General features: G+C 74.3%; 13 protein-coding genes. 2 read left to right on the top strand and 11 right to left on the bottom strand.

The genetic code is table 11. From position 1 onward, the window contains the following. Positions 1-80: 80 nt before the first annotated feature. Complete coding sequence (locus ACZ56V_RS07205; RefSeq protein WP_052838099.1) at positions 81-494, bottom strand: globin; 414 nt, start codon at positions 492-494, stop codon at positions 81-83. An 86-nt stretch (positions 495-580) separates the two neighbouring features. Between ACZ56V_RS07205 and ACZ56V_RS07200 the strand changes: the two genes are divergently transcribed. Then, positions 581-1,555, top strand: a complete 975-nt coding sequence (locus ACZ56V_RS07200; protein ID WP_467378107.1) for a methyltransferase domain-containing protein — start codon at positions 581-583, stop codon at positions 1,553-1,555. An 18-nt stretch (positions 1,556-1,573) separates the two neighbouring features. Here ACZ56V_RS07200 and ACZ56V_RS07195 read toward each other — a convergent pair whose 3' ends face one another. From ACZ56V_RS07195 to ACZ56V_RS07180, 4 genes are all read right to left on the bottom strand, one after another. After that, on the bottom strand, positions 1,574-3,190 hold the full coding sequence (locus ACZ56V_RS07195; RefSeq protein WP_468939974.1) for an FHA domain-containing protein: 1,617 nt from the start codon (positions 3,188-3,190) through the stop codon (positions 1,574-1,576). A gap of 46 nt (positions 3,191-3,236) precedes the next feature. Continuing rightward, a complete protein-coding gene (locus ACZ56V_RS07190) occupies positions 3,237-4,583 on the bottom strand; it encodes a vWA domain-containing protein (protein WP_467378104.1) in 1,347 nt (448 codons plus the stop codon). A gap of 113 nt (positions 4,584-4,696) precedes the next feature. Next, positions 4,697-6,061, bottom strand: a complete 1,365-nt coding sequence (locus tag ACZ56V_RS07185; RefSeq protein WP_468939970.1) for a PP2C family serine/threonine-protein phosphatase — start codon at positions 6,059-6,061, stop codon at positions 4,697-4,699. Between the two features lie 3 nt (positions 6,062-6,064). Then, positions 6,065-8,455 (bottom strand): serine/threonine-protein kinase, encoded by a 2,391-nt coding sequence (locus ACZ56V_RS07180; protein WP_468939967.1) that lies wholly within the window; start codon positions 8,453-8,455, stop codon positions 6,065-6,067. 10 nt (positions 8,456-8,465) lie between these two features. On the opposite strand from ACZ56V_RS07180, the gene ACZ56V_RS07175 reads away from it, so the two are divergent. Further along, positions 8,466-8,726, top strand: coding sequence for a hypothetical protein (locus ACZ56V_RS07175; RefSeq protein WP_467378098.1), 261 nt, complete (start codon positions 8,466-8,468; stop codon positions 8,724-8,726). Positions 8,727-8,813: 87 nt separating this feature from the next. Here the strand turns inward: ACZ56V_RS07175 and ACZ56V_RS07170 are convergent, their stop codons facing one another. From ACZ56V_RS07170 to ACZ56V_RS07145, 6 genes are all read right to left on the bottom strand, one after another. Beyond that, a complete protein-coding gene (locus ACZ56V_RS07170; RefSeq protein WP_468939964.1) occupies positions 8,814-10,148 on the bottom strand; it encodes a coiled-coil domain-containing protein in 1,335 nt (444 codons plus the stop codon). A gap of 71 nt (positions 10,149-10,219) precedes the next feature. Further along, the gene (locus ACZ56V_RS07165; protein ID WP_398910840.1) at positions 10,220-11,269 is read right to left on the bottom strand and encodes a glutamate ABC transporter substrate-binding protein; all 1,050 of its coding nucleotides are present in this window, start codon (positions 11,267-11,269) and stop codon (positions 10,220-10,222) included. Positions 11,270-11,352: 83 nt separating this feature from the next. After that, a complete protein-coding gene (locus ACZ56V_RS07160; protein ID WP_467378094.1) occupies positions 11,353-12,717 on the bottom strand; it encodes a hypothetical protein in 1,365 nt (454 codons plus the stop codon). 154 nt (positions 12,718-12,871) lie between these two features. After that, entirely contained in the window at positions 12,872-13,843 is a 972-nt protein-coding gene (locus ACZ56V_RS07155) for an N-acetylglucosamine kinase (protein WP_468939960.1), read from the bottom strand. Continuing rightward, positions 13,834-15,099: a 6-phospho-beta-glucosidase gene (locus ACZ56V_RS07150; protein WP_468939957.1), complete on the bottom strand. Its 1,266-nt coding sequence runs from the start codon at positions 15,097-15,099 to the stop codon at positions 13,834-13,836. The genes ACZ56V_RS07155 and ACZ56V_RS07150 overlap by 10 nt, the downstream gene beginning before the upstream one ends. Before the next feature lie 7 nt (positions 15,100-15,106). After that, complete coding sequence (locus ACZ56V_RS07145) at positions 15,107-15,997, bottom strand: carbohydrate ABC transporter permease (protein WP_356360209.1); 891 nt, start codon at positions 15,995-15,997, stop codon at positions 15,107-15,109. Positions 15,998-16,006 lie beyond the last annotated feature (9 nt).

Below are 16,006 nucleotides of genomic sequence, written 5' to 3'. Positions count from 1 at the left end.
CCGGATCGTGACCGGAATCCGGCGTTGGCTGACCGGAATGCGCCCGTCAGTCCGCCGGGTCACACCGGGCCGGACGGGGATCAGCCCTGGGTGTTGATCATCGAGGCCGCCGCGTACGTCAGGTACTTCCACAGCGTCTGCTCGTGCTCCTCGGACAGGCCCAGCTCGTCGAGCGCGACCCGCATGTGCTTCAGCCAGGCGTCGTGCGCGGCCCGGTCGACGGCGAAGGGCGCGTGCCGCATCCGCAGCCGCGGGTGGCCGCGGTTGTCGCTGTACGTCGTCGGGCCGCCCCAGTACTGCATGAGGAACAGCGCGAAACGGTCCTCGGCCGGACCCAGGTCCTCCTCCGGGTACATCGGCCGCAGGATCGGGTCCTCGGCGACCCCCTCGTAGAAACGGTGGACGAGCCGGCGGAAGGTCTCCTCCCCGCCGACCTGCTCGTAGAAGGTCTGCTCCTGAAGCGTGCCGCGCCGAATCTCGTTCACGCCGTCCATGGTCTCAGACACGGGGGCATAGGACTCAAGACCTAGGACCGCTCCGGGTCCCTGCCCGCCGTGCGCCCGGCCCGTACTGTGGAGACATGGGCGGGTACGAGGACCTGGACAGCCTCGCCGCCTCCGCGCGGGCGGAGCTGGTGCGGGAGATCGAGCTGAGCGGTGCCTGGGCGGCCGACCCGGTGTGGCGGGAGGCGTTCCGGGAGGTCCCGCGCCACCTGTTCGTGCCGTACTACTACGTCGGCGTCTGGGGCGGCTACGAACGCCGGTGGGGCGAGGACCCCGACCCCGGCGCCCGCGAGCGCTGGGTGCGCGGCGCGTACGCCGACGCACCGCTGGCGACCCGGCTGCGCGACGGCGAACTGCTCTCCTCCAGCAGCCAGCCCTCACTGATGGCGATGATGCTGGTCGAGCTGGACGTGCGGGACGGCCACCGGGTCCTGGAGATCGGCGCCGGCACCGGCTACAACGCCGCCCTGCTCGCCCATCGCCTCGGCGACGGCGACCTGGTCACCACCGTGGACCTGGAGCCCGAGATCACCGAGTCGGCCCGCCGGCACCTGGACACCGCCGGGTACCACCCGGCCGTCGTCACGGGCGACGGCGCCCGGGGCGTCCCCGAGCGCGCCCCCTACGACCGGATCCTCGCCACCTGCACGCTGCCCTCGGTGCCGCGCGCCTGGCTGGCCCAGTGCCGCCCCGGCGGCCGGATCCTGACCCCGCTGGCCACCGGTCTCGTCGTCCTCACGGTCCGTGACGCGGGGCATGCCGAGGGGCGCTTCCTGCACACGCCCGCGTACTTCGTCCCGCTGCGCGGAGCGGACCGTGCCGAGCCCGGGACACCGGGACTGGGCGGCGTACCGCGCCGGGCCCGGGAGGACGACCTGTTCCGCTTCCTGCTGGCGCTGAGCCGGGGCGGGCTCGATCCCCAGGAGGCGTACGCGCTGTGGGAGCGCGAGGAGGCCCCGCGCCGCGAGCGCTACGGCATCACCGTCAGCGGCGAACGGGCCTGGGCGTGGCTGGACGACCCCGAGGGCCCCTACGCCTGGCCGTTCGCCTGACGGTGCGTGCCGGTCGCGCTATCCCCGGCGGATCGTGATCGTCGTCCAGGCGCCCACGTGCACCCGGTCGCCGTCCTGGAGCGGCACCGGCACGAAGGGCTGGATCGGCTCCTCGCCGCCGTTGACCGTCGTGCCGTTCGTCGAGTTCTGGTCGACGACCGCCCAGTTGCCGTCCGGCTGCTGCACCAGCACCGCGTGCTGGTGCGAGACGCCCGGGTCCTCCGGCGGCACGGCCAGATCGATGTCCGGGGTGTCGCCGGTGGAGTGCCTCCGGCGGCCGATGGTGATCTGGTTGCCGGTGAGCGTGCGCTGCTGCTCGGGCGAGTACGCGGGCAGGTTCAGGCCCGCGGCCTCGGGGCCGGAGCGCTGCATCATCGCCATGAAGTACTCGCGGTCCGGACCGATCGTCGCCGACCAGGTCGTCGGCTGCTGGGGCCGCTGCGGCTGCTGCGGGAAGCCCTGGCCGGGCGGGGGTGCCTGGGTGGCGCCGGGCTGCGGGTAGCCGTAGCCGCCGCCCTGGGCCGGGGCCGGGGCCGGGCCCCGGCCGTTCGGCCCGCCGGGGCCGGCCGGTCCACCAGGTCCTCCCGGGCCGGTGGACGACGGCGGGGAGAGCACCCAGTCGTCGTCACCGCCGCCGAAGGACGGGCCGCCCTGCTGCGGGCGGTTGGTCTCTCGCGGGAAGGCGGGCGGGGCCGGCGGACCGGACTGGAACCCCTGCGGGGCGCCACCGGGGCCGCCAGGGCCGCCGGCGCCACCGGGCGGGGGCGGAACGGGGCCGGGCGGAGGCGGAACCGGACGCGACGGATCGCCACCGAAACCGGGAGGGGCCGGGGGACCGGAGGGACCGCCCTGGCCACCGGGACCGTTCGGACCGCCGGGACCGTGGGGGCTGTTGGGCCCACCGGGACCACTGGGCCCACCGGGCCCACCGGGCCCACCGAAGCCGCCACCAGGCCCACCAGGCCCATTGGGGCCACCAGGACCACCAGGCCCCCCCGGGCGGCCGAAGCCGCCCGCGGGCCCACCGGGGCCGCCAGGTCCGCCGCCGGGACCGCCGGGACCACCGGGGCCATTGGGGCTGTAGGGACCGTTCGGGCCGCCGGGACCGCCCGCGGGACCTCCAGGGCCGCCAGGGCCACCGGGACCGCCGCGGCCCGACGGGTCGGCGCCGAAGGGCGGAGGGCCCGGGGGGATCGGTTCTGCGGGACGGTTCATCTGGGACGGGCGGGAGCCCTGGTAGTCGTACGAGTCACCGCCGCCGTACGACGGACCCGCGGGCGGCTGCCCGAAGTGCGGTGCCGGCGCCGGGCCGCCGGACGCCGGCGGGCGCGGGGCGGCCGGGGTGTACGAGGTGGCGGTGTTGGTCAGGAAGTTCCACCGGCACTCCTCGCAGAACGGCGCACCGCCCTCACGCGGCGTGCGGCACTGCGGGCACAACTGCGGCTCGCCGCCGGGACCGCCGGGGCCGCCGCCCGGCCCACCGTGACCGCCGGGACCGGCGGGCGGCGGGAAGCCGTAACCGCCGCCGGGCGGGGGTGGCGGCGGAGGGGGCGGCACGGCACCGGCCATGCGGTGACCGCAGACCTCGCACCAGTCGTCGGAACCCGACTGGTGTCCGTTCGGGCAGGTCGGCATGTCGGAGCTTCCCTCTCTTGCGGGCGTGTCGCGCGGTTGTTGTGCGTCACTTCTTTACACGAACCGTCTTGGTCGACCGGGTCTCGAGAGTCATCTCGTCGGCCTCCTCGACCTTCGCTTTCAGTCGCACAGTACCTGCCGCCGCGTCCACTACGTCCACCACCTTGGCGAGCAGTTTCGCCGTATCGGCGTTTCCGGAGGCACCGGCGAGCTGAACCGCGCGGCCCAGTTTGGCCGTTGCTCCGTCGATGTCTCCCGCTTTGCGCAGATCGAGCCCTTGTTGGATGGCTTGTGCCAGTTCGGCCTGGCCGGTGTAGTGGGCGACTTGGGGGTTGATCGACGTGGAAGCGGTCATGTCGTCGGTCCACACGGCCCGTACGAGACCCTGCGCGCCGAGGTTCTGCACGCTGCCGTCGGGCTCCGGGATGACCAGGGAGACCCGGGCGGCCAGCATCTCCTGGCCGAGGTCCGCGGCCGGTACCTCCACGCAGACGTGGTAGTCACGGGACTCGTCGCCCCAGGAACCGAGGGGGTAGTCGCCGGCCCGCGGTCCCGCCTCGGTGCGGCGGCCGGTCAGCTCCTCGACCGTCGGGGCGACCTGCTTGACGAACTTCACGGTGGTGCCGACCGGGGTCCACAGGCGCAGCGCGACGTCCGCGACCTCCTTGCCCATGGCCGTCTCCATCATCCGCGTGAAGTCGGCGGCCAGACCGGCCGGATCGGCGACGATGTCGGCGGTGCCGAGCAGGGCGGAGGCGACCCCTGTGACTTCTTTCACTTCCCAGTCGGTGCCCACGCCACGGGCGTCGCACGTGAAACGCCCGGCACAGGCGTCGAGCGCGGCTCTGAGGTCCTCGGGCGACTCGTGCTCGTTGCGGCCGTCGGTGAGCAGGATGCCGTGCCGGATGGCGACGTCCGCGGTGGACAGCAGCCGGTCGGCCAGCCGCAGCCAGGTGCCGATGGCGGTGCCGCCGCCCGCGCCGATGCTCCGCACCGCGTGCTTGGCCTGCGCCCGGGTGGTGGCGTCGGCGACCGCGAGCCGGCCGCCGCCCGGGTAGACCTCCTTGGCCACGTGCGTGCCGCCGACCACGGCGAAGTGCACCCCGTCGCGCAGGGTGTCGATCGCCGCGGACGTGGCGTCGCGGGCGTTGCGCATCTTGGTCGGCGGGTAGTCCATCGAGCCCGAGCAGTCGACCATCAGCGCCACGGCGGCGGACGGCCCCTGGCCGGGCGAGTACAGGTGGGGCGCGGCGACCGCGCTCCCGACCGTGCCGCCGCCGGTCGCGGTGACCGTGACGATGGCGTTGACCTCACGGCCGCCCTCGGGCAGGTACTCGTTCTGGTAGACGTCCACCGCGAACTGCGGCACGTTCGACTTCGAGAAATTGGCCATGCCGGATCGCATCCCCCTCTACGTCCCCACAGCGGTGGGGCCTTGGCTCACTGGTGCGGACCGCCCCCTGCGGTCCGCGAGGCCGCCCCTCCACCCGTGTCCGTGCGGGGGCCTCAGGCCGATCCTGCCCCCTGCGGCGGGGCCGGGAACGGCAGGAGGGCCACTGTTACGTTGTCGTGGCCCCCGCCGTCCAGGGCGTGACCGACCAGGACGCGGGCGCCGTGCAGCGGGCGGGCGGCGGCGTCCAGGGGCATGGCCTCGGCCATCTCCTCGGCGGACTCCGCGTAGTTCCACAGGCCGTCCGTGCAGACCACGACCACACCGGGGCGGTCCGGCTTGAAGGACGCGGTGTGCGGCTCCAGTTCGTAGGCGTCGGCGCCCAGCCAGCCGGTGATCGCGTGGGCGCGCTCGTCGGCGTAGGCCTCCGCCTCGCTCATCAGACCGGCGGCGACCATCTGCGCGGCCCACGAGTCGTCCTCGGTGAGCCGGGCGGGCGGGGTGGTGCGGTCGGCCGGGACCCAGTAGACCCGGCTGTCGCCGACCCAGCCGACGACCAGCAGACCCGCGGTGACCACGGCGCCGACCAGGGTGCAGGCGGGCGCGTTCTGGTGCGGGGCCTGCTCGCGGGCGGTGGCCGGTTCGTCGGCCAGCGCGTTGACGGCCCGCGAGGCGGCGAGGATGGCGTCGTGCATGGCCTGCTGCGGGTGCGTGCCGCGCGGCAGGGCGCCGAGCAACGACTCGCCGGCCGCCCGCGAGGCGGCGAGGGAGGCGTCGTCGGGGCGGGTCGCGGAGGACACGCCGTCGCAGACGATCGCCACGGAGGCGGGGGCGCCGTCCGGCAGCGCGGTGCAGCCCACCGAGAACGCGTCCTCGTTGCGGTGGTGGCGCAGACCGCGGTCGCTGACGGCGGCCACCGGTCCCGACTCCTGCTCCATGTGGTCGCGTTCGCGGGGCTGGGCATGCCCGCAGTTCTCGCAGTAGCCGTCGTCGTCGACCCGGCCCGCGCGGCAGGCCACGCACACCTTCTCGGCCGCGGCCGGTGCGGCGGGCGGGACCGGTGCGGCGGTCGCGGCCGGTTCGGGGCTCTGCCGCGGGTCGGGCGCCTGCAAGGGGTACTCCTCGGGCTCGCCCGGCCGGTCGAACCGCACACCGGGCGCCGGAACGGCCGGTGCCGAGGGCGGCGCCGGCGGTTGCGGCGGCAGCAGCGGGGAGCCGCCCGAGTCGGTGCCCGGCAGTTCGGCCGCCGCGTGCACCGGGGCGGGCCGGCCGTGACCGTCCGAGTCCCGGGCCGTGGGCCAGTCCACGCCGTGCGGCGCGGGCACCGCGCCGTTGACCGCCGGGGTCGGGCTGTCCTCGGGCCGCGCGGGCACGACGGACAGGTCGTATCCGCACGCACCGCAGAAACGGTCACCCGACTCGAGGGGTTCCTCGCAGCTCGGGCACTTCGGCACAGCGGCCTGCTGGGGCATCTGCGACATCAACTACACCCACGTCCGGGGGCGGTAACGATTGGCACGTTCCACCAGGTCGATCCTCTCCTCGCCGCCCCGCGCCAGCCGGGCCAGCGTGCGGTACGAACGCTCCAGGCCGAAGCGCAGGCCGCGTTCGTCCAGGCCGCTGCCGAGCAGCGTCCGTCCCCCGGCGGCGGGAGGGACGGAACCCCGACCTCCGGAGAGTACCCAGTCCAGCGCGCAACCGAGGACCTCGGCCGACAGCTGCTCGCGCCGCGCCGGGTCAAGACCGTACACGTCCAGCGCCTCGACCTGCCGCGCGGCGGCGACCAGATCGTCCAGGAACTCCAGGTCGCCCGCCGCCGCGGTGCGCTGCCGCAGCCGCGCCCGGACGGCCGCCACGCGCGCCGCGGTGCAGTGGACGGACGTCTCCGGCACGGACTCCAACGTCCGTACGGCACCGGCCCGGTCGCCTGCGGCCAGCTGCACCCGGGCGAGACCGAACGCCGCGCTGACGTGGCTCGGGTCGGAGGACCACACCAGCCGGTAGTACTCGGCGGCGTTGTCGAGCTGCCCCAGCACCTCCGCGCACAGGCCGAGCGCGAGCTTGGGCGCGATCTCGCCGGGGAAGGCGTCGTAGATCGCGTCGAAGGCCAGCGCGGCGTCCTCGTGGGCGCCGGTCACCAGGGCGGCGAGACCGCGGTACCAGACCACCCGCCAGTCGTCGGGGCGCTCGCCCTCCAGGGTCCCCAGCGCCTCCAGGGCGCCGGAGGCGTCGCCGTTCTCCAGCCGGGCCCTGATCTGCCGCAGTCGGGTCTCGGTCGACGGCGCCGGGGCCGCCGCCAGCGCGGTCAGCAGCTCGGCCGGCGCGGAGGCCATGAGGCCCGCCAGGAAACCCGCGTTGGGGTCACCGGCGTCGACCCGGGGGACCGGCAGCGCGAGCGAGGCGGTGGGCGCGTCGGCACCCTTGACCAGGCCGACGGCGGCGGTGCCGAGACCGCCGACCGTGCTGACCGCACCGGGCAGCGAGGCGCTCGCGCCCCCGGGGGCGGCCGCCGGCGCTCCGGCCGGCCCCGCGGCCGCGCCGACCGGCGGGGCGTGCGCGACGGTCCCGCCCGGCGCGCCCACGGCCGGACCGGACCCGCCCGGCAGCGCGGGCGCGGAACCCGCCCCGCCCGGCAGGGCCGCACCGGAGCCGCCCCGGCGTCCTCTCGGACCCGGCACCCTGGCCCCCAGCCGCGACACCTCGCCGTCCAGGCGCGGGAACAACTCCGTGTCCGTGACCCGGATCTCGGGCCCGAACAGGGTGGACACGGCGGGCCTGGCCCGGCCCGTCTGGAGCGAGACCACCTCGCGCAGCACGCCCGTCAGCTGCTCCGCCATCTCCTGCGCGGAGGCGAACCTGCGGGCCGGGTCCGGGTCGGTGGCCCGCACCAGCAGCCGGTAGAACGACTCGTACTGCCGGAAGACCTCGATGCTGTCCGGGTCGGGCAGCGAGTCCGCGTAGACGGTGGTGTAGCCCTGGAAGTCGAACGACAGCACGGCGAGGGTCCGTCCGACCGTGTACAGGTCGGACGCCACCGACGGGCCGACGTCGGCGACCTCCGGGGCCTGGTAGCCCACCGTGCCGTAGATGGCCGACTCGTCGTCGTCCATGCGGCGCACCGCGCCCATGTCTATGAGCTTGAGCTGGTCCTCGGTCTGGATGGCGTTGTCGACCTTGAAGTCGCAGTACAGCAGCTTGCGGCTGTGCAGGTGGCCGAGCGCCTCCAGCGCCTCGATGCCGTACGCGCAGGCCTGCTCGACCGGCAGCGGGTCGCGTCTGCCGTCCGGGGAGCGCCGGGCGTTGGCGATCTCCTTGAGCGACTTGCCGCCGACGTACTCCATGACGATGTAGCCGTCGAGGGAACCGGTGCGCTGGTCGAGGTGCTCGACGAAGTTGTAGATCCGCACGATGTTGGCGTGCTCGATCTCGGCGAGGAAGCGCCGTTCGGAGATCGCCGCCGCCATCGCGTCCTGGTCGCCGGTGTCCAGCAGGCCCTTGAGGACCACCCAGCGGTCGGAGACCGCCTTGTCGACGGCGAGGTAGATCCAGCCGAGGCCGCCGTGCGCGAGGCAGCCCACCACCTCGTACTGGCCGTGCACCACGTCCCCGGCCTTCAGCTTGGGCACGAACGAGTACGGGTGACCGCACTTGGTGCAGAAGCCCTCGGTGCGGCCCGGCCGCTCGCCGCGCGCCCGCCCGACCGGCGCCCCGCAGTCCGAGCGGGAGCAGAACCGCTTGCGCTCCGGCACCTCCGGGTGGTCCATCACCATCTCGCGCGGATCGGGCCGCGGCACCGCCGGCACCTCGACGAGTCCGACGCCGAGGCGCCCGCGCCCGGTCGAACCCGCGCCCGAACCGGAGCTGCGCACCGACACCGAACGCCCCGTGGAGCGGCCCGACACGGCTCGCGAGAGCCGCCCCGACACGGAGCGCCGGGACTTCGACGACTGCGAGGACGTACGGGAACTGCGGGCGCTGGAGCGGGAGCCGCCGCCGCTGCGCGACGAACCGCGCGATCCGCGCGAGCCCCGGCCCCCGCCTCCGGTGACGCCGGTCGGTGACGAGCCCAGCGCGCCGCCCGCCGCGACGACCGGCGCGAGACCGCACGTGTCGCAGTACAGCTCGCCGCCGCCCATGTCCTCGTAGGTCCCGCCGCAACCGGGACGCTGACACGTCCGTCCTGCCTCACTCATGACGCTGCCTCCCCCTTCTCGCGTGTGCGCGGGTCGCCCTTCACGCGCCGGGTCCCGTCCGGTCCACCGGACCGCCCTGGCCGGGCACGCGCCGCGTGGTGCCGAGCAGTTCGGCCGCCGCGTGCTGGTAGCGCAGCACGGCCTGCTCGGCGACGCGCAGGTCGCAGGGCGCGCTCCACAGCATGCGGCGCGCCTTCTCGTACTTCTCGGCCAGCTCGGGGTCCTCGGCGTGGCCCAGCCGGGCCATCTTCGCCTTGTACGCGTCGAGCCGGCCGCGCAGCTCGGCGCGGACCGCGAGCGGCGCGGTGACCGCCGTCAACGACTCGCGGGCCCGCAGCAGTTCGTCCTCCGCCTTCTCCTCCAGGGACTCCAGGAGCGGCGACAGCCGGTGCCACTGGGCGTGCCTGCGGTACTCGGCGGCCGCCGCCAACTGCTCCTGGAGCACGATCGGCGGTCCGCCCACCACCGGCACCTCCGTCGCGGCGATCTTCGCCAGCACCTCGCCCCGCGCGGTACGGGCCTCGGCCAGCGTGCGGTCCGCGCGCGAGAGCACGTCCCGCAGCCGCACGATCCGCTGCTCGGCGTCCTGGCGCACGGCCAGCACGGCGTCGATCTCGCGGCGCACCTCCTCCAGGGCACGCGCCTCCCGGTCGTACACCGTGGTGTCGGGGCGGCCGCCGCCGGGCGCCGAACTGCCCTGGGCGGGCGTCCAGAAGGCCAGCGGGTCGGAGACCACCTGCTCACGCAGCCGGGTCAGGGTGCGGGTGATCCGCTCCAGGTCGTCGCCGGCCGGGTGCTCGCCGGGGCGTACGCCCACGGAGTGGGCCAGCTTGCGGGTGCGCTGCAGCTCGGCGGCGAGTAAATCGATCCGGGCGGGCAGCGCCGACCACACCGCGTCGGCGGCGACCACCATGTCCAGGGAGGTCGCGTAGAGCTGGTTCATCCGCTCCACCAGCGTCACCAGCGAGTACCGCTCGCTGAGCCGGCCCGGACCGCCCTGCGGGGTGGGCGCGTGGGCGGTGGCGGCGGCCGCGCCGGACACCGTGACGGCCTCGCCGCGCAGCAGCTCCGTCAGCTCCACCAGGTCCTCGCGGCTGGACCAGCGGCGCCGGGAGCGGATCTCCCGGGCGGTGCGCAGCGCGCCCGTGTACGCGTCGAAGTAGGTCCACAGCAGCGTGATCGACGCCTCCGCGGCACTCCAGCGCTCGGCGGTGACACCGGTCAGCTCGGCGCCCTCGAGGAGTCTGCGGCCCGCGTGGTCCTGGAGGGCGAGGAGCGAGGTCTCGATCGCCTCGTGCTCCGCGCCGAGCCGCGCCAGCGCACGGTCCACCTCGTCCCGGTCCATCACCGGCCCGGTGGGTCCCGTGTCGCCCATCGATCACCTCTCGCCGTAGCGGACTTGCGTGTGCCGTGCGTGTGCTCTGTCCTCGCCTGCGCCGCCGCCGGTCAGCTCCTGCGCAGGTACTGCGGGGTCGGCGGCAGCGACTTCGCCGCCCCGTCCATGGTCTCCGACAGCCACTCCTCGTACGAGTGCTGCCACCCGCCCGCCCGGTCCGCGCGCCACTCCTCGAGGACCCGGTTGACCCGGCGTACCAGATCGTCGGCGTCCTTCTTCATCGCCACGCCGTAGTACTCGGTGGTGAAGGCGTCACCCTTCAGCTCGACCGTCGGGTCCTGCGCGGCCTGGCTCGCGGCGAGGGCGCCGTCGGTGACCACCGCGTCCACCTCGCCGAGCTGGAGCCGCACCAGGCAGTCGAGTTGGTTGGGCACGGTGGTGCGCAGGCCGACACCCTCGGCGAGCCTGCCGTCCTTCTGGTCCTGCTCCAGCGTGCTCAGCGCCGTCGAACCCGCCGCCGTGCAGACCTCCTTGCCGGCCAGCGTGCCGTCGTACCCGGTGATCTTGGAGGACTTGGGGGCCAGCACCTGCTGGCCGGTCCTGAAGTAGGGGGCGGAGAACGCGACGTCCTCCAGCCGGTCGCAGTTGATGGTCATCGTGCGGACCACCATGTCGACCCGGCCGTCCTGGATCGCGGGGATGCGCTGGTCGGTGGGGATCGCCTTGAACTGCACGGCGTTCTCGTCGCCGAGGATGTCCTTCGCGATCCGGTGCGCCAGGTCGATGTCGAAGCCCTCCAGTTCGGCGTCGCCGCCGCTGTTCGGGTCGCGGTAGCCCCAGCGGTAGCTGTTCTGGTCGACGCCGACGACGAGCTTGCGCTTCTCGCCCTCGCGGGCGCGGATCGCGTCGACGGTGGGCCCGTCGTCCCCGGACGGGGCGAGGGTCTGCTTCTCCGGGTCCGTGCACTCCCGCGCGGCCCGTGCCTGGCTGCCGCGGGCGGCGCCGTGGCCGTCGTCGTCCGCACCGCCACCGCCGCCCGTGCCGTGCCAGGGGACCATCGGCAGGAGCAGGGCCGCCAGCACCGCGAGGACGCAGGCGAAGGCCATCGCTCCCACACCGCCCCAGCCCCTCAGGCCGGCCCGCAGGCGTCCCGCACGCATCCTCACGCCCCCTTTCCCGGGTCCTGCCTCCACGGCCTTCACGGGCACCCCTTCCCACCGGCCCACCGGGCCCGCACCCCGCCTCACCGGTACTCCGACAGCCTGCGGCCGATGCCGATCAGCGCGCCGGCCGCCCCCAGCGCGGCGAGCACGCCGGCGCCCTGCGGCAGGTAGCCCATCGCGTCCAGACCGTCGCCCGCCGCCTGCTCGAACTCCGCCTTCTCGTGCTTCAGCGCGGTGGCGAGCGCGGTGTCGACGCCGTCGAAGCACTCCACCGTGGCGCCGTCGCCGCCGATCACCAGGTTCAGCGCCTGCTGGTAGTTGCCGTTCTCGTCCTGCGTCCGGGCCGAGGTGTGGCGCTTCTTCCACTCCGTCATGTTGCCGTTCGCCGTGTCGACCGGCTGTTCGCCCGCCTTGTCGTCGGCGAGCCGCCCCGCCTCGGCCAGTGCCTCACCGAGGCTGTCCAGGTTCTTGCCGAAGGCCAGGTCGTAGGAGTCGTACGTCTTGTCGCCCACCTTGGTCGTCTCCGCGCCGCGGGAGACCAGGGTCAGGTTCTCGTTGCCCCGCGCCTTGAGGGAGGCGATACGGGCCTCGTTGAGCGCGTTGAGGGAGCGTACGCCGTGCTCGTAGGAGTCGGTCAGGTTCGACCGGGCGACGCTGTGGCCGACGACCAGCCAGAGCAGCACCACCGCGGAGGCGGCGGTCGCCGCGACCAGGCCGTGGTTCAGGACTCGGTTGGTGCGCCGGTAGTTCCGGTGCTGGGCCCAGGCCAGCGCGGCGAGCAGGACGACGCCCAGGGCGATCGCCGCCCAGGGGTAGGGCTTGGCGTCGCCGTAGTCGGCGCCCAGCCGCTGGTTCTCCTTCTTGTAGAGGTCCTCCGCCGCCGGGAGCATCTCCTTCTGCATCTTCTCGTTGGCGTAGCGCAGGTAGGCGCCGCCGACCGGGAAGCCCTGCCGGTTGTAGGTGCGGGCGCGCTCGACCAGACCCTTGTACTCGGGCAGCAGGCGGTTGAGCTTCGCGACGGTCGTGGCCGCCGGAGACTTCGGCTCGGAGTTGGCGGCGGCCGTCACGAGCCCCTCGGCGGCCGCGCGGATCCCGTTGTCGTAGCGCGTGCGGGAGTCCTCCGTCTCCTGGCCGCCGGCCAGGAAGCCGCTGGAGGCCGCGGTGTTGGCCTCGGCGAGGGAGCGGTAGATGTCGGCCGCGGCGGAGCTGAGGGGCTGGCTGCGGGTGAGCACGTCGTCGGCCGCCGCGGCCCGCTCGTTCATCTGCCAGGCGGTGACGGTGCCGAAGGCGACGACGAGCGCGGCGAGCACCGCGCCGATGATGCGCAGCCGCCCCGGCTCGGTGACCGCCGCCGCGCGCAGCCGGTCCACGCCCTCGGCGAAGGCGGTACGCCGCGGCGCCGTGGCCGGCGGCGGTGCCGCGCCGCTCTCCGGCGGTCGAGTCACTGCTGACCTCCCCCATGGTCATCCGTCGCCGCAAGTATCGCTGCCCGCACCGACATTCGCACCGGCCTTCACCCGATCTTGATGTGATCCCGGTGCAACGCACCACCCCTGCCCATGAATACGCCACGGGAACCGGTTCGGTTCCCGTGGCGGCTCACACGGCGAAGTGCTCCCGGGCGCGCTCCCCGGCCCCGGGCGCCGCGCGCACGTGGTCGAGGCCCAGCAGCACCGCGCCCAGGACGGGCCGGGCGGTCACCACCCGGGGCACGGCCTTGGGGGCACGGGCCGCCAGCAGTTCCCGTATCCGTCCGTCGAGCTGCGGATGCCGGGCCGCCAGCACGCTGCCGCCCAGCAGGACCGGCGCCGGTTCGGCCAGCAGGTCGAGGCGGGTCAGCGCGACCGTGGCCATGGCCACCACCTCGTCGGCCTGCCGGTCCACGATGGAGCGCGCCAGCGGGTCGCCGTCGGCCGCCGTGGCGAACAGCACGGGGGTCAGCTCGTGCCGCCGCACCGGCTCGACCCGCCGCAGGTGCAGGGCCTCGATGAGGGCGTACATCGAGCCGAGGCCGAAGTGGGCCGGCAGGGCGCGGGCCAGTTCCGTGGGCCCGCCCCGGCCGTCCTCCGCGCGCGCGGCGTGCCACAGCGCCTCCTCGGCCAGCCCCCAGCCGCCGCCCCAGTCGCCGGAGATGCGGCCGATGGCCGGGAAGCGGGCGGTGCGGCCGTCGGGGCGCATGCCGACGCAGTTGACGCCGGCCCCGCACACGACGGCGACCCCCAGCGGCTCGGCGACGCCCGCCCGCAGGATCGCGAAGGTGTCGTTGCGGACCTCGACGCTCGTGCCCCACGCGCGCGCGTGCAGCGCGGCGGCCAGCTGTTCCTCCTCCACGGGCAGATCGGCGTTGGCCAGGCACGCCGACACGTGGTCGACGGAGGTGACTCCGGCCGCCGCGAAGGCCCGCGTCACCGCGTCCGCCAGGGCGTCCACGGCCCGCTCGACCCCTACGGCGGGCGGCCGGAAGGCCCCGCCGCGCGCCGTGCCGAGGACCTCGCCGTCGGCCGCCACCACGGCCACGTCGGTCTTGCTGTTGCCCGCGTCGACGGCGAGGACGCTCGCGCTCAGGCCCACGCCAGGTGCTCCCGGTTGTGCGCGATCAGCCGGTCGGTGAGCCGCTCGGCGTACGCGTACTGGCCCACGAGGGGGTGGGCGAGCAACGCCCGGAAGACCCGGTCCCGGCCGCCGCGCAGGGCCGCGTCCAGGGCCAGGTCCTCGTACGCGGTCACGTGCGCGATGAGCCCCGCGTGGAGCGGGTCCACGTCCGCCACCGGCAGCGGGGAGGCACCCTTGCCGCCGACCGCCGCCGGGACCTCGATCACCGCGTCGTCGGGGAGGAAGGGCAGCGTGCCCCGGTTGCAGGTGTTCACCACCTGGTACGGGGAGCCCGCGCCGCCGAGCAGGGCGGCGGCGAGGTCGACGGCGGCCTCGGAGTAGTAGGCGCCGCCGCGCCTGGCGAGCAGCGCGGGCTTCTCGTCCAGGGCCGGGTCGCCGTACATCTCCAGCAGTCGCCGCTCCATCTCCGCCACCTCGGCGGCCCGGGACGGCTTGGTGCGCAGCTCGTCGACGACCTCGTCGTGGGCGTAGTAGTAGCGCAGGTAGTAGGAGGGGACGACGCCCAGGCGGTCCAGGAGCGGCCGGGGCAGGCGCAGGTCGGCGGCGACCGTGTCCCCGTGCTCGGCGAGCAGCCTGGGCAGCACGTCCTCGCCCTCGGGGCCGCCGAGGCGTACGCCGGTCTCCCAGGTGAGGTGGTTGAGGCCCACGTGGTCCAGATGGACGTCGGCGGGCGCCACCCCGAGCAGCCCGGCGAACTTGCGCTGCAGCCCGATCGCCACGTTGCACAGCCCGACCGCGCGGTGCCCGGCCCGGAGCAGGGCCCGGGTGACGATGCCGACCGGGTTGGTGAAGTCGATGATCCAGGCGTCCGGGTTGGCCCGGCGCACCCGCTCGGCGATGTCCAGCACCACCGGCACGGTGCGCAGCGCCTTGGCGAGGCCGCCCGCACCGGTCGTCTCCTGGCCGACGCAGCCGCACTCCAGCGGCCAGGTCTCGTCCCGCTGCCTGGCGGCCTGACCGCCGACGCGCAGCTGGAGCAGGACGGCGTCGGCGCCGTCGACGGCCGCGTCCAGGTCGGAGGTGGTGACCACGCGGCCGCCGTGCCCCTGCTTGGCGAGGATGCGCCGGGCGAGGCCGCCCACCAGCTCCAGCCGGTCCGCCGCCGGGTCGACGAGGACCAGCTCCTCGACGGGCAGCGTGTCCCGCAACCGGGCGAAGCCGTCGATCAGTTCGGGCGTGTAGGTCGAACCGCCGCCGACCACGGTGAGTTTCATGCAGACATCAACCCTTTACTCCAGTCAGCGTGACACCCTCGACGAACGCCTTCTGCGCGAAGAAGAACACGAGGATCACGGGGGCCATGACCAGCACGGTCGCGGCCATGGTGAGGTTCCAGTCGGTGTGGTGGGCGCCCTTGAAGGACTCCAGGCCGTAGGAGAGCGTCCAGGCGCCGGGGTTCTCGGAGGCGTAGATCTGGGGGCCGAAGTAGTCGTTCCAGGCGTAGAAGAACTGGAAGAGGGCCACGGCCGCGATGCCCGGCTTCGCCATCGGCAGGACGACCTTCAGCAGGGTGCGCAGCTCCCCGCAGCCGTCGACCTTCGCCGCGTCCAGGTACTCGTCCGGGACGGTCAGCAGGAACTGGCGCAGCAGGAAGATGGAGAAGGCGTCGCCGAAGGCCATCGGGACGATCAGCGGCCACAGCGTGCCGGACAGGTCCAGCTGCTTGGCCCAGAACAGGTACATCGGGATGACGATCACCTGCGGGGGCAGCATCATCATCGAGATCACCAGCATCAGGGACAGATGCCGGCCCCGGAAGCGGAACTTGGCCAGCGCGTACGCCACCGGGATCGAGGACGCCACGGTCAGCACGGTGCCGAGGCCCGCGTACAGCAGGGTGTTCTTCCACCAGGTGAGGAAGCCCGGCGTGTCCAGGACCGCGCGGTAGTTGCCCCACTCCCAGGTGTGCGGCCACAGGTCGCGGGTGAGGGCCTGCTGGTCGCTCATCAGCGAGGTGAGCACCACGAAGACGAACGGCAGCGTGAAGAAGAGGGCCGCGGCCACGCCCAGGGAGTGGACGGCGATCCAGCGCAGCAGGACGCGTCTGCGCGCGACGCGCTCCTCGGTGGGCGGCGTACCGGCCGCGACGGGCCGGTCCAGTACCTGGGTCATCGGTACCTC

Source organism: Streptomyces sp. NPDC034099 (genome assembly GCF_055575415.1).
Note: the sequence above shows the minus strand (reverse complement) of the source record. Positions and strands in the feature narration are given on the sequence as shown.

Coding starts and splice junctions, on each gene's coding strand:
- ACZ56V_RS07205 (WP_052838099.1), bottom strand. CDS start 494: ATGGACGGCGTGAACGAGATTCGGCGCGGCACGCTTCAGGAGCAGACC.
- ACZ56V_RS07200 (WP_467378107.1), top strand. CDS start 581: ATGGGCGGGTACGAGGACCTGGACAGCCTCGCCGCCTCCGCGCGGGCG.
- ACZ56V_RS07195 (WP_468939974.1), bottom strand. CDS start 3,190: ATGCCGACCTGCCCGAACGGACACCAGTCGGGTTCCGACGACTGGTGC.
- ACZ56V_RS07190 (WP_467378104.1), bottom strand. CDS start 4,583: ATGGCCAATTTCTCGAAGTCGAACGTGCCGCAGTTCGCGGTGGACGTC.
- ACZ56V_RS07185 (WP_468939970.1), bottom strand. CDS start 6,061: ATGTCGCAGATGCCCCAGCAGGCCGCTGTGCCGAAGTGCCCGAGCTGC.
- ACZ56V_RS07170 (WP_468939964.1), bottom strand. CDS start 10,148: ATGGGCGACACGGGACCCACCGGGCCGGTGATGGACCGGGACGAGGTG.
- ACZ56V_RS07165 (WP_398910840.1), bottom strand. CDS start 11,269: ATGCGTGCGGGACGCCTGCGGGCCGGCCTGAGGGGCTGGGGCGGTGTG.
- ACZ56V_RS07150 (WP_468939957.1), bottom strand. CDS start 15,099: ATGAAACTCACCGTGGTCGGCGGCGGTTCGACCTACACGCCCGAACTG.
- ACZ56V_RS07145 (WP_356360209.1), bottom strand. CDS start 15,997: ATGACCCAGGTACTGGACCGGCCCGTCGCGGCCGGTACGCCGCCCACC.